Raw genomic sequence first — 12998 nt, forward strand, 5'->3', positions numbered from 1 at the left:
TTCGTGCTCTCAAAGAAAACTACTCCCTACTAGTCGGTAACTGATTTCTCAGTCCAACTAATGGGGAGCAGTTCAAAGCGAAGGGGCTAAAAATTTTGTGTCCCCGACAGGGATCGAACCTGCGACCTTCGGTACCGGAAACCGATGCTCTAATCCGCTGAGCTACGGAGACATCGCTGGGAAAATTCCCAACGATGTGATTCTAGCGCATCGCCCGCCTGGGAACTAAATCAGGCCCGGTGCGTCAGCAGTGGTTACCTCACCGGTGCGCAGATAGTGCACGCCAATCTCATCGACGGCCTTATTGCCCAGAGCAAAGTGCCCGTGGCCGGGGCCGTGGACGGTGACGACGCGCGATTGCATGGGCTGGGAGAGGGCCTCGTGGTACTGGTACGGGGTCTGCGGGTCGCCCGTACCTTGGATTTGCAGCGGTTTGGTGGCAAGGTGCGAGCCATCGAGTGGCGCCCCGCCGGTAACGGGTCCGCGGCCGCCGCACCCGGCGCCAGATCCATACATGGAATTAACCAGGGAGAAAATATCGCCGGTGACAAAGTTGGACCACAGGTAGGTGGGGAAGAGCCACGGGTTGCCGGCGACGGTGTTCTCATTGCAGACGATGAGGTTTTGCATATTCATCATCTGGATAACTTGCTGTTGCACCGCGCGAGCAAGCTCTGGATCATCGACGACCTCGAGAGGCTTGCTGCCATTTAAGTACTTGGCAAACTCATCCCAGTGTGCGGGCATGGGAACTACCTCGCGAGTCTTGCCCAAGGTTACAGAGGCCCTTTGGTCTGCTTGCGGGTTAAGCGCCTTGTCGGCGAGGAACTCCGCCTGCACGCGCAGCTCACCCGTGGCGGTCATGATGTCCGCGCCCGGCTGGCCGGCGAATTCGAGTCCTTGGGGGAGGTCGCCGATTTTCGCATCCGGTGGCAAGACCGTAGGGCGGGCACCGGCTTCCATAGCGACTTTCTGCGACCACTTTTCATAGACCTGGAGTGCAGTAGTGCCCAAATGGTAGGTGGCGTCATTATCCGCGATGTACTGGAACAGATCGTGCAGCGCGTTTTCATACCCTTGTTGCTGTGAGGTGAAGATGCCATTCCATGCCAACTGGGGGCTCATGCCGGAATCGAGCAGCACCTTGCCGGTGTGCTGCGGATTCTGGGTGGCGTAGGCGGAGCCAAGATAGGTGCCGTAGGAGATGCCGGCGATGTCAATGACGTCCTCGCCCAGCGCTTGACGCACCATTTCCCAGTCTTGGGCGGTATTGGCGGTGGTCAAAGAGTTGGTATAGCCAGGGGTATTCTGCTCGCAGGCATCCCGTGTGGCCTTGCCAATCTGTGTGGTGGCCTCGATGGGATTGAAGTTCGGGGTGGTAGCGCAGTCCACCGGGGTGGAACCGGGCAGGCCGCGCGGCTGGACGCCGATCAGATCCCACTCGTTGCGAATCTCTTCGGGCCACTCGACGGTATCGTTTCCAGCCCAAGAATAAGCGTCGCCGCCGGGGCCGCCTGGGTTGGTAAAGAGCGCGCCGCGGCGCGCGTCTGGTTGTGCCGCGGGCACGCGAACGAAACCGACGCTAATGGTGCCGGCTGCGGGGTTATCGTAGTAGGTAGGTACCTCTATCCGCCCGCACTCGGCGCCATCCAGGTTGACCTGTGCGGGGCAATCCTCCCAGGTGATTTCTGGATCCGCCGCGGCGGCGGTGGGGGCCGCCACGCCCAGTGCGAGGGCGCTAGCGCATACTACGGTAGAAATTTTTCGAGAAAAAGAAAGCATAAGCTAAAGCTCCGACTCCTATAACGTTTGTCAGAGTTAGCTTATGCTTCTTTCAGGTTCGTGGCAGAAATTTACACGTGGCGGGTGCCCTAACTCGGCACCCCAGCCTCGCTACTTCACAATAATCACAATGAGATCGCGCGGGCCGTGCACGCCCTCGACGCGCGAGAGCTCGATATCGGAGGTCGCGGAAGGGCCAGAAATCCACGTTGCGGGCTTGTCTGGGTTCATCCGGGAAATGACCTCAGGGATGCCGTAGACAACCTCGTCGCGGCGGACGATACAGATGTGACGGTCCGGTACCAGCGTCAAGGCGCGGCGGCCGCAGCGGGAATCGGACTGCAATACGATGGTGCCGGTCTGCGCGGAAGACACGAAGGACTCGGTGACGACGGCGTCGGCATCGTCAAGCTCGCGCGGATCCGCTTCCTCGTCGTCCGGGCGGGCCGGAAGGCCATCAAAAAGATCGGCATTCATGCCTGGGGCGTAGCGGATGTCGGTGCAGTCGCGGTCGTGAACGATGGAATCCAGCGTCTTTTTGAGATCGCTTTCCTCCGTGACGTGGACTTCCGCCTTGTAATCCTCGAGGCGATCGACCAGCATCTCGCGCAGTTCATCATCATTCAGCGTGCCTTCGCGCTGGTATTCGCGTGGCACATCGACGTGATCTGGCAGCCCAGCCTGCGTCTGCGCCGAACGAATGCGGTTTAGGATGTCTTGCTTTGCGCTCACTTGGAGGCCTCCTTACGGGCATTGGACAGCAGCTCTTTGCCTTCTTCGGAGTCGAACCATTGGCGGAAGGATTTCTTCGGCGGAATCGCGGTATCGCGGCCATCGGACCAACCGGACATGAACAGCGGCAGCGACTCGATGGTGCCGTTGAATCCGCCCATCACGCGGCCAAGTGCCACGAGGTGGGTGACCTTATCCCACATCTTCGGGTTGTCCCAGAGCAGCTGCACCGTCTTGAACAGCTTTGGCTCGATCGGCGAGGCAGCATGGGTGACCTTCTGGTGGCGGTTTTCTAAGATGACATCAGAAAGCGGAATCTTCACCGGGCACACGTCGTCGCAGCGCCCGCACAGCGAGCAGGCGTACGGCAAGCTAGCCGATGGATCGTTGTGGTCCTTCATGCCAGTTAGCTGCGGGGTCAGGGAGATACCGATGGGGCCCGGGTACACGGAGCCGTAGGCGTGTCCGCCGGCGCGCTCGTACACGGGGCAGACATTGAGGCAGGCCGAGCAACGGATGCACTTCAGTGCTTGGTGGCCAACGGGCGAAGACAACGCTGCGGTGCGCCCATTATCCAGCAAGACGATGTGGAAGTTCTGCGGGCCATCGCCCTCCGTCACACCGGACCACATGGAGGTATACGGGTTCATGCGCTCCGCGGTGGAGGAACGGGGGAGCAGCTGCAGGAAGACTTCCAGGTCCTGGAAGGTAGGCACGAGCTTTTCGATGCCCATGACGGTAATCAGCGTTTCCGGCAGCGTCAGGCACATGCGGCCATTGCCCTCAGATTCCACGACGTTGACGGTGCCGGTTTCAGCAACGCCGAAGTTGGCGCCGGAAATGGCGACCTTGGCCTTCATGAACTGCTGGCGCAGGAACTGGCGGGATGCCTCGGCCAACTCGGCGGGCTCGGCCTTCAGCGAGTCATCCGTGTTGGGCATCTTATCGACGAAGATATCGCGAATTTCCGCGTGGTTGCGGTGAATTGCGGGCACCAGAATGTGAGATGGCATATCGTCACCAAGCTGGACGATGAGCTCTGCCAAGTCGGTTTCCTGGGCGTGGATTCCGGCCTCTTCGAGGTGCTCGTTCAAGCCAATTTCCTGGGTAGCCATGGATTTCACCTTGACCACGTCGGTCTCACCCGTTTCGCGGATGAGACCTTCAATGATCTCGTTGGCTTCCTTAGCATCGCGGGCCCAGTGGACGATGCCGCCGCGGTCAGACACTGCCTTTTCAAATTGCTCGAGCAGTTCCGGCATGCGGGCGGTGACGTCCTCCTTGAGGGCAGACCCGGCGTTGCGGAGCAGCTCCCAGTCATCCACTTCCTGTACGGTATTGGCGCGTTTTTGACGGATGGTGGTGGTCGCGTGCTGCAGGTTGTGACGCTGGGTAGCGTTATTCAGCCCGACGTGCGCGAGCGGGACGAAGGCCTTGCTGCCACGCAGGTTGCCGTAGCCTTCAGGGGCGCGTGGTGGGGTGGTGTCGAGGAAAGAGGTCATTAGAGCATCGTCTCCTTGGAGTAAGCGGCGGAGTCTGGCTGCCACGGGTGTTCCTTCGTGGAGGCCAAAATCTCTGCCATGTGTAGGGCGCGAATGCCGGAGCGCTGGCGGTGCAGGGCGCCGCCGATATTCATCAGGCAGGAGGAGTCACCGGCGGTGACGTACTCGGCTTTGGTGTCTTTAATGTGGCGGGTCTTATCGGAGACCATGGCCTGGGACACCTCAGCATTCTTCAGGGCAAAGGTGCCGCCGAAGCCGCAGCATTCCTCGCTATTGGCCAGCGGTGCCAAGTCGATGCCCTCGACCTCCTGGAGGAGCTTGTAGGGGCGGTCTTCCAGCTTGAGGAAGCGCAGGCCGTGGCAAGCGGAGTGGTAGGTCACGCGGTGTGGGAAGAAAGCGCCGACGTTGGTCACGCCCTCAATATCGACCAAAAATTCGGTGAGATCGTAGGTCTTCTGTGCGGTCTTTTGCGCGCCATCGACATCGGCGGAAGTGCCGAAGCGGTCAGCAATGCTTTCGTGGCGGTCGCGAACTGCCGCCACGCAGGAACCGGAGGCTGCCACGACGTAGTCAATGGAAGGATCCGCGAAGGCATCCGCATAAGAGCGGATCATCCCCAGCGTTTCCTTTTGGTAGCCGGTGTTGATGTGCATCTGGCCGCAGCAGGTTTGCTCCTCCGGAAGGACAACTTCGTGACCTAACCGGGAGAGAACCAATGCCGTCGCCTTTTGGACGTCCGGGAAAAGGGTGTCACCAATGCAAGTAGAAAAAAGCGCAATGCGCATACGGTGCTCCTTATTAGTTTTTAAGTCATGGGGTGCAATTAACCCTACACATTCACTAGGCGGATCGTAGTGTTAATCACTATCTAGCAGCATATATTTTGTAATATATATCGCAATATAGGTTTGCCTAAGAGGTCTAGAAAATGAGTAAATTTTGCCCTCTGAAATGTTAGTCAGTGCTTCTTTTCGCACGTGTCGGGGCAGTGAACTAGACTCTTGCCACATGACTCCAGCTGATTTGGCCACCTTAGTTAAAGAATCCGCCACCGAGGTCATGGCAGAACATGACCTAGACGCGTCCGTATTGCCGGAATCTGTCACGGTAGAGCGCCCCCGCAACCCAGAACACGGTGACTATGCCACCAACCTTGCACTGCAGGTGGCCAAGAAGGCCGGCGCGAATCCGCGCGAATTTGGTGGCTGGTTAGCACAAAAATTGGCCCAGCACGATGCTATTGCGGAGGCCGATATTGCCGGTCCTGGCTTTATTAATATTCGCTTAGCCGCCGCTGCCCAAGGCGAGATTGTTGCCCAGATTCTGCGGGCAGGCGCGGACTACGGTTCCAATGATTCCTTTGCGGGCAAGAAGATTAACCTGGAATTCGTATCCGCCAATCCCACTGGCCCGATTCACCTGGGCGGTACGCGCTGGGCCGCCGTCGGCGATTCGCTGGGCAGGGTACTGACGGCTTCTGGTGCGGAGGTCACCCGCGAGTACTACTTCAATGATCACGGCGGCCAGATCGATCGCTTCTCGCGCTCCCTTGTTGCTGCAGCTAAAGGCGAGCCCACGCCGGAGGATGGCTACGGCGGAGATTATATTCGCGATATCGCAAACGCGGTTGTGGAAAAGAACCCAAGCGCGCTCGAGGGCGATGCTGCGCAGGTGCAAGAGGCCTTCCGCGCCGATGGCGTGGATATGATGTTTGCCCAGATTAAGCAGTCCCTGCACGAATTCGGCGTGGATTTTGATGTCTATTTCCATGAAAATTCGCTTTTTGAATCTGGTGCGGTGGACAAGGCGCTCGAGACCCTGAAGTCTGAAGGTCACCTCTATGAGGCGGACAATGCATGGTGGCTAAAGTCCACCGATTATGGCGATTCTAAGGATCGCGTCGTGGTGAAGTCGGACGGCAATGCGGCCTATATCGCGGGCGATATCGCCTATGTGGCCGATAAATTCGACCGCGGTCACGATCTCAATATCTACATGTTGGGTGCTGACCACCACGGTTATGTCCCGCGCTTGAAGGCGGCAGCAGCCGCCCTGGGCTATGACGCCGATGGCGTCGAGGTGCTCATTGGCCAGATGGTCAACCTGCTGCGCGATGGCAAGCCGGTGCGCATGTCTAAGCGCGCGGGCACCGTGATCACCATTGAGGATTTGGTCGCCGCCATCGGTATCGATGCATCGCGGTATTCGCTGGTGCGCTCGTCCGTGGATCAGTCCATCGATATCGACCTGGGCCTGTGGGAGTCGCAGTCTTCGGATAACCCTGTCTACTACGTGCAATACGGGCACGCCCGGTTGTGCTCGATTGGGCGCAAGGCCGCGGAGCTAGGAGTGAGCTCCGAGGGGGCGGACCTCTCCCTGCTGGAGCATGAGCGCGAAGGCGACCTCATCCGCACCCTGGGTGAGTTCCCTGCCGTAGTGGCAGATGCCGCGGAACTGCGCGAGCCGCACCGCGTGGCGCGCTATGCCGAAGAGTTGGCTGGCGTATTCCACCGTTTCTATGACACCTGCCAGGTTTTGCCCAAGGCAGGGGAGGAAGAGCAGCCCATTCACAGCGCACGCCTCGCATTGGCGGAAGCATCCCGCGTCGTCCTGTCCAATGCCTTGACCATGGTTGGCGTGAGCGCACCGGAGAAGATGTAAATGACTGATTTCAATGAGCTTCCCGCCCACGTGTGGCCGCGGAATGCGAGCCGCCAGGAAGATGGCGTAGTTACCGTGGCGGAAGTCCCCTTGCCGGATTTGGCAGAGGAATTCCAGACCCCGCTGTACGTCTTCGATGAAGATGACTTCCGCTCGCGCTGCCAAGACATGGCTCGCGCTTTCGGTGGACCCGATCACGTGCACTATGCCTCCAAGGCATTCATTTCCAAAAAGGTCGTGCAGTGGGTCAACGAAGAAGGCCTGTGCCTCGATGCTGCCGCGCTCAATGAGCTAAAGATTGCGCTCGCCGCAGAGTTCCCGGCAGCGCGCATTACGGCGCACGGCAATAATAAAGACGAGGAATACCTGCGCCTGTGCGTGGATGCGGGCGTGGGCCACGTGGTCATCGATAATGAGCAGGAGCTCGAAGAGCTCAACCGCATCGCCGGCGAGGCAGGCGTGGTGCAGCCGGTAATGATTCGCGTCAAGCCGGGTGTGGATGCGCATACCCACGAATTCATTGCTACCTCGCACGAGGACCAGAAATTCGGTATTTCCCTGGCCACGGGCGCGGCTTTCGCCGCCGCGAAGCGCTGCCTTGAGGTGAACAACCTCCACTTGAGCGGCCTGCACTGCCATGTAGGCTCCCAGGTTTTCAATGCCGAGGGTTTCAAACTCGCCGCCGAGCGCGTGCTGGAGCTCTACCGTCAAATCCACACCGAGCTGGGCGTTGACTTAGCCGAGCTGGACTTGGGCGGCGGCTTTGGTATTCCGTATATGCCCTATGAGGAAGCCCTGAATATTGACCGCGTGGCCCAGGACATGCTGCGGGCCGTTGACCAGACTGCGGAAGAACTCGACATTAAGGCGCCGTTCCTCCTCGTGGAGCCGGGGCGCTCCTTGGTGGCCGGGTCTGCCGTGACCGTCTACCGCGTGGGTACGGTCAAGGACGTGGAAACCGGCAAGGCCGATTTGCCGGTGCGCCGGTATATCTCCATCGATGGGGGAATGTCCGATAATATTCGCCCCGCCCTCTACGGTTCCGAATACGATGTGCGCCTGGTTAACCGCTTTAGCGACGGCGAGATGGTGCCCTCGCGCATCGTGGGTTTCCACTGCGAATCCGGCGATATTCTGTTGGAGGAAGGCGAATTGCCCGATGATATCCAGCCGGGGGACTTGCTCGCTTTCGCGGCCACCGGCGGGTATCAGTACATGATGTCCTCTCGGTACAACGGCGCGGTGCGCCCAGCGGTGGTTGCCACGCGCGTGGGAAATACCAAGCCCATGTTGCGGCGCGAAACCATCGAGGATCTTTTGTCCTTGGAAGTGGATTAAGCCAGTACTACCCCCGCAACGCAGGGGCCACATTCGGCCCGTGCGGCGGGGGTTTTCTGTAGCTAAACGAATATTATCCCCCGCATGTCGCAATATAGACAGCTCGTTCTGTATAGTGACCTGTAGCCGCGTAAAGCGGGAGATATTTTCCACCACTAAATCGACATGGAGACGGACTATGGATGCTTCAAACAGTGAGCTACAGCTACATTCGCGTACCGGCAAGGGTGAAGGCGAAACCGTTGGCATCGCGCTGCTTGGATTCGGCACCGTGGGCGCGGAAGTTTTCCGCCTCTTAGATGAGAATGCGGATGCCTTTGCTCATCGCATCGGTGGGCCGGCAGAGATCCGCGGCATCGCCATCCAGAATAAAAACAAGCTGCGCCCTGGCGTGCCCAGTGAATTGTTGACCGATGATGCCAAGGCCCTGATCTCCCGCGATGATATTGACTTGGTGGTGGAGGTCATCGGTGGGATCGATTTCCCGCGCGAGTTGGTGTTGACCGCGCTTAATTCCGGCAAGTCCGTGGTGACGGCGAATAAGGCGCTCGTTGCTGCGCATGCTGATGAATTGGCCGAGGCAGCGGAACGCTCCGGCGTTGACCTCTACTTTGAGGCCGCCGTGGCCGCCGCCATCCCCGTCGTGGGTATGCTGCGTCGCTCCCTGGCAGGTGACCAGATTGAGCGCATCTCTGGCATCGTCAACGGCACGACCAACTACATCTTGGATGCCATGGAATCCACCGGCGCCACTTATGACGAGGCCCTGGCAGAAGCCACCCGCTTGGGCTATGCCGAGGCGGATCCCACCGCGGACGTGGAGGGGCATGACGCGGCGTCCAAGGCCGCCATCATGGCCTCCATCGGCTTCCACACTCGCGTGAAGTTCGAGGACGTGCACTGCGAGGGCATTACCGATATCACCGCAGACGATATCGCCGCGGCAAACGATGCCGGCTATTCCATCAAGCTGCTCGCCATTTGTGAGCGCCTGCGCCGCGAGGATGGAACTGAAGTGGTCAACGCGCGCGTGCACCCGACCTTGGTGGCCAAGGAGCACCCGCTGGCTACCGTCAGCGAGTCCTATAACGCCATCTTCGTTGAGGCTGAGGCCGCCGGCTCGCTTATGTTCTACGGCAATGGTGCTGGCGGCAACCCCACCGCTTCGGCCGTGCTTGGCGATGTCGTCGGTGCCGCCCGCAATATAGTCCACGGCGGCCGCGCGCCTGGCGAGAATACCTACGCTAACTTGCCGATTGCGGACTTCGGCGAGGTCGATACCCGCTTCTACATCGATATGGAAGTCCAGGATCGCGCCGGCGTCTTGGAGGCTATTTCCGCGCTTTTCGCACAGCATGGGGTATCCCTGCGCACCGTGCGCCAAGAAGACGGCGAGGATACCGCGCGCCTTATTGTGGTCACCCACGCTGCCAAGGAAGCGACCCTGGAAAACATCGTCTCCGCCTTGGGCGAGCTCGATGAGGTCAAGGCCGTTCACTCGGTCATCCGCCTGGGCAGCTAAACCGGTTCGATATATTAGACACCATGAGCATCGAAGTTGAAGTCGGCACCAAAGCGATAGTCACCGTCCCCGCCTCCACGGCGAACCTGGGGCCGGGATATGACACCCTGGGCATGTCATTGAGCATGTATGACACCGCCGAGGTGGAGGTCATTCCCTCCGGCCTCGAGGTAGAGATTTTCGGCGAGGGGGCAGACGACCTCCCGCGGGATGGCTCACACCTGATGGTCAAGGCCATCCGGTCGGCGCTATCTGCCGCCGAAGCTACGGTGCCGGGGCTGCGCGTGGTCTCGCATAATACGATTCCCCAATCGCGCGGCCTGGGTTCTTCGGCATCTACGGCTGTCGCCGGCGTGGCCGCGGGCAATGCCTTGGCGGGCAGCCCGCTGACCCAAGATCAGCTCGTACAATTGTCCTCGGCGTTTGAGGGCCACCCGGATAATGCCGCGGCGTCGGTACTGGGCAGTGCCGTGGTCTCGTGGACGACGGTTCCTGTCGATGGCCGATCCTTACCGGAATACAAGGCCGCCACCATCAACGTGCATCCCGATATTCGGGCGACCGCGCTGGTGCCGGATTCCCACGCCTCCACCCAGGCGGTGCGCCGGGTGCTGCCTTCGCACGTGACGCATTCCGATGCCGCCTTTAACGTCTCCCGCACCGCCGTCCAGGTAGCCGCATTGCAGAACTACCCGGAGTTACTGTGGGAAGGCACCCGCGACCGCTTGCACCAGCCGTATCGCGCCGACGTGCTTCCCGTGACCGCGGAGTGGGTGAACCGCCTGCGCAACCGCGGGTACGCCGCCTATCTTTCCGGGGCGGGGCCAACGGTGATGGTGCTGCACACGGAGGATATTGACGAGAGCATTCTTGATGATGCCCGCGAGCAGGGCCTGCGCGTCTTCGATCTCAAGGTCGCGGGCTCGGTCCGCGTGGAAGTTACACAGGCTTAATCTCGATCTGGCACACTTCGGGGCGCTGCATCGGCGTTAAGGCGATGTCCGCGTCCGTACCGCTGGCTTCCTGCAAAAAGCCAGCGTGTATGGCGCAGACAAAGGGGCTCGGGGTGGTTCCGGAGGAGACGAACGGACAGGCATTCAACTCGATTTCGGAAGGATCCGCGCCCTGCGAAGGATCAAAACCCATATCGCGCAGGGTGGCAAAAAGGGTATCGAGCGCCCCGCTGTGAATGTCCGCGCCCGTGGCGCGCGCCCATTGGCGTCCCAGCTCCCGGGCCTGTGGGGAAGAGAAATCATCGAGCTCTTCTTTGCCCGCGAGCATGGTGGTCAGCACGCTAATGAGGCTGACATATTCGTCTGCGATGGCGCGGTTATCTGGCACGCGCGCCTGGAAAATCAGGGACGGGCGCCCGCGCCCGGTGCTGTGTTCTGGAACGGCGGTGACGGCACCGACATGAATGAGCTCATCGATATGCCCGCGCGCGGTATTGACGTGCATGCCTAGATCTTTTGCTACCTCCGCCGCACGGGCTCCTCGCGGGTAGTGCTGGAGCTGCGTGAGCACCTCGCGCTGCTTAGGGGAAAGCTTGAGCGCTTCTGGGAAAAGATCGGAACTGGGGCGGGGGAGCGAATTAGGCATGCGATTAACTTCGTATCTCTGAGTGCTGTTGAGGGGCTTGATTAACAGAAATCTTATCTTTAGCCACGCTATAGGATACGGTATCGCCCGTATCAATACCTAAAGCTACCTGCCTACTCACCGGCACAGTGATGGATTGCCCGTCCATATCTAGGCTTAATCGAGCATCCGCCATGCTGGCCGCTTCCACCGCGATGACCTTGGTGGACCAGTGATTGACCCCGGTAGAGGCTTCAGCGGTAAGGTGCACGTCGCTTGGCTTAAACGTGACCGCTACCGTATCGCCGGCGCGGAGATCGGCGGGCCCGCCAGTGATGGTGGCATTCCCGCAGGTAACGACGGTCTCGGTAGCAGTCGCCTCTGTGACGGTGCCTTCCACGCGGTTGAGCCCGGCGATATTAGCCACAAAGCCGGTGGGTGGGACATCGAGGAGGTCTGCGGCAGGTCCGTGGGCGGTGACGCGGCCGGAATTCATGACCACCATGTCATCGGCAAGCCCGGCAATATCCAACGCATTGTGGGTCACCAGCAAGGTGGTGCGGTCGCGGCGGGTAGCGCGCAGGAAGCGGCGCCACTTGCTGGCGGATTCCACATCGATGGCCGCCAAGGGCTCATCCAGAATCAGGATGGTGGGCCGTGCGGCAAGCGCGCGGACGAGGGCCACTTGGGCGGCCTGGCCGCCGGAAAGGGCGGGCACGGGGACATCGTTAAGCTCCCGCAATCCCGCCGCCTCCAGCAACTCCGTGGCGCGCTGCTTATCGCGGGTGACCATCGCGATGGCTTGGTTGGCGGTGGCTCGCGGCGGGAGGCCGGGGCGCTGGGTCAGCAGGACGATGTCATCCGGGTTGGCGCTAATCTCTGCGCCGGTCAGCCGCCCGGCGATGCGCCCTATGAGTGTGGTCTTGCCCGAGCCATTGGACCCGACGATGGCGGTGATAGCGCGCGGGGTAAATTCCGTGGTCTCCCCATCCGCCGTGACGGATAGGGTAGAGGCATTATCTGGAGCGGTCAGGGCGCGGAGTTTCTCATAGTCCATGCTGTGCAGCTCGCGGGCCTGTGCCTGATAGGAACGATGGAGGAGCGAGGGCAGCCCGGCGAGGGCTAGGCAGACAATCGCCATCGCAATGAGGATGGCGGAGAGCACATAGGCGCCATCGGTATCGACCTCGCGCTCCAAGTAAATGCCGAGCGGCATCGTGCGGGTCACGCCCGGCTGGGATCCCGCGAAGGTCAGCGTGGTGCCGAACTCGCCGAGGGACCGCGCAAAGGCAAGGCCAGCACCGGTGGCCAGGGCACGGACGATGGAGGGGATGGTGATTTTGCGCAGTACCTCCCAGCGGGATAGCCCCACGCTGGCGGCAGAGGCCAAAATCTCCTGATCCAATTGGCGCAGTGCGGAATCGACCGCCACCACGACGAAGGGCAAGGCGACGAAGCACTGCGCGGCGATGACGCCGGGGAAAGCAAAAGCAAAATGGAAGTCTATGGCGTCAAGAAGCGGGGACAAATAGCCCCGGCGGCCGATGGCGGCGGTCAGCGCCAAACCGCCCACCACGGGTGGCATGGCCAAGGGCAAATAGATGAACAGGCGGATAACGCCGCTGCCCCGGCCAAGCTGTTGGACCCAAAGGGCAAGGCCGGTCCCCAGCACCATCGCCAGCAGCATTGATTGGAATGCCGCGGTGAAAGACAGCTTGAGCATGTCCCAAATCTCCGGTTTGGCGAGGTATTCGCCGAGGCGGTCCCACGGTACGCGCAGCCCCAAGGAGGCTACGGGAACGAGGATGACAACGACCGCGATGAGGCCGATAAGGCCGATAACGAGGGGATACCTAAGGCGGACGGGCTGGGGAGGGGTCATT

Annotated in this window: 10 protein-coding genes and 1 tRNA gene; 4 read left to right on the forward strand and 7 right to left on the reverse strand. The window is 60.5% G+C overall.

Annotation, left to right across the window (positions count from 1 at the left end; translation table 11 throughout):
• Positions 1 to 98: 98 nt before the first annotated feature.
• The 5 genes from ABRP98_RS08725 to ABRP98_RS08745 form a co-directional block, all read right to left on the reverse strand.
• Positions 99 to 172: transfer RNA gene (locus tag ABRP98_RS08725), tRNA-Arg, on the reverse strand.
• 53 nt (positions 173 to 225) lie between these two features.
• Positions 226 to 1782 (reverse strand): alpha/beta fold hydrolase, encoded by a 1557-nt coding sequence (locus ABRP98_RS08730; protein ID WP_349858742.1) that lies wholly within the window; start codon positions 1780 to 1782, stop codon positions 226 to 228.
• Between the two features lie 111 nt (positions 1783 to 1893).
• Positions 1894 to 2514 (reverse strand): LutC/YkgG family protein, encoded by a 621-nt coding sequence (locus tag ABRP98_RS08735; protein ID WP_349858744.1) that lies wholly within the window; start codon positions 2512 to 2514, stop codon positions 1894 to 1896.
• Entirely contained in the window at positions 2511 to 4016 is a 1506-nt protein-coding gene (locus tag ABRP98_RS08740; RefSeq protein ID WP_349858746.1) for a lactate utilization protein B, read from the reverse strand. Before ABRP98_RS08740 ends, ABRP98_RS08735 begins: the two co-directional genes overlap by 4 nt.
• Positions 4016 to 4801, reverse strand: a complete 786-nt coding sequence (locus tag ABRP98_RS08745; protein ID WP_023026328.1) for a (Fe-S)-binding protein — start codon at positions 4799 to 4801, stop codon at positions 4016 to 4018. Before ABRP98_RS08745 ends, ABRP98_RS08740 begins: the two co-directional genes overlap by 1 nt.
• A 223-nt stretch (positions 4802 to 5024) precedes the next feature.
• On the opposite strand from ABRP98_RS08745, the gene argS reads away from it, so the two are divergent.
• The 4 genes from argS (at position 5025) to thrB (ending at position 10490) form a co-directional block, all read left to right on the forward strand.
• Positions 5025 to 6677: an arginine--tRNA ligase gene (argS, locus tag ABRP98_RS08750; protein ID WP_349858748.1), complete on the forward strand. Its 1653-nt coding sequence runs from the start codon at positions 5025 to 5027 to the stop codon at positions 6675 to 6677.
• Entirely contained in the window at positions 6678 to 8015 is a 1338-nt protein-coding gene (lysA, locus tag ABRP98_RS08755; RefSeq protein ID WP_284769859.1) for a diaminopimelate decarboxylase, read from the forward strand.
• 178 nt (positions 8016 to 8193) lie between these two features.
• Positions 8194 to 9537 carry a homoserine dehydrogenase gene (locus ABRP98_RS08760; RefSeq protein WP_349858750.1) on the forward strand — a complete coding sequence of 448 codons (1344 nt, stop codon included), beginning with the start codon at positions 8194 to 8196 and terminating at the stop codon, positions 9535 to 9537.
• Between the two features lie 23 nt (positions 9538 to 9560).
• Complete coding sequence (thrB, locus tag ABRP98_RS08765) at positions 9561 to 10490, forward strand: homoserine kinase (RefSeq protein ID WP_349858752.1); 930 nt, start codon at positions 9561 to 9563, stop codon at positions 10488 to 10490.
• Here thrB and ABRP98_RS08770 read toward each other — a convergent pair.
• Positions 10477 to 11136: a helix-turn-helix transcriptional regulator gene (locus tag ABRP98_RS08770; RefSeq protein ID WP_349858754.1), complete on the reverse strand. Its 660-nt coding sequence runs from the start codon at positions 11134 to 11136 to the stop codon at positions 10477 to 10479. The two genes, thrB and ABRP98_RS08770, sit on opposite strands and share 14 nt — an antisense overlap.
• A gap of 4 nt (positions 11137 to 11140) precedes the next feature.
• Positions 11141 to 12997, reverse strand: coding sequence for an ATP-binding cassette domain-containing protein (locus ABRP98_RS08775; RefSeq protein WP_349858756.1), 1857 nt, complete (start codon positions 12995 to 12997; stop codon positions 11141 to 11143).
• Between the last annotated feature and the right edge of the window lies 1 nt (position 12998).

The organism is Corynebacterium sp. KPL2838, from assembly GCF_040225455.1.
GTDB lineage: Bacteria > Actinomycetota > Actinomycetes > Mycobacteriales > Mycobacteriaceae > Corynebacterium > Corynebacterium rhinophilum.

What these genes read in the sequence shown, in the direction of transcription:
- ABRP98_RS08730 (WP_349858742.1), bottom strand. Translation starts at nt 1,782, where the DNA reads ATGCTTTCTTTTTCTCGAAAAATTTCTACCGTAGTATGCGCTAGCGCC.
- ABRP98_RS08740 (WP_349858746.1), bottom strand. Translation starts at nt 4,016, where the DNA reads ATGACCTCTTTCCTCGACACCACCCCACCACGCGCCCCTGAAGGCTAC.
- ABRP98_RS08745 (WP_023026328.1), bottom strand. Translation starts at nt 4,801, where the DNA reads ATGCGCATTGCGCTTTTTTCTACTTGCATTGGTGACACCCTTTTCCCG.
- argS (WP_349858748.1), top strand. Translation starts at nt 5,025, where the DNA reads ATGACTCCAGCTGATTTGGCCACCTTAGTTAAAGAATCCGCCACCGAG.
- lysA (WP_284769859.1), top strand. Translation starts at nt 6,678, where the DNA reads ATGACTGATTTCAATGAGCTTCCCGCCCACGTGTGGCCGCGGAATGCG.
- ABRP98_RS08760 (WP_349858750.1), top strand. Translation starts at nt 8,194, where the DNA reads ATGGATGCTTCAAACAGTGAGCTACAGCTACATTCGCGTACCGGCAAG.
- thrB (WP_349858752.1), top strand. Translation starts at nt 9,561, where the DNA reads ATGAGCATCGAAGTTGAAGTCGGCACCAAAGCGATAGTCACCGTCCCC.
- ABRP98_RS08770 (WP_349858754.1), bottom strand. Translation starts at nt 11,136, where the DNA reads ATGCCTAATTCGCTCCCCCGCCCCAGTTCCGATCTTTTCCCAGAAGCG.
- ABRP98_RS08775 (WP_349858756.1), bottom strand. Translation starts at nt 12,997, where the DNA reads ATGACCCCTCCCCAGCCCGTCCGCCTTAGGTATCCCCTCGTTATCGGC.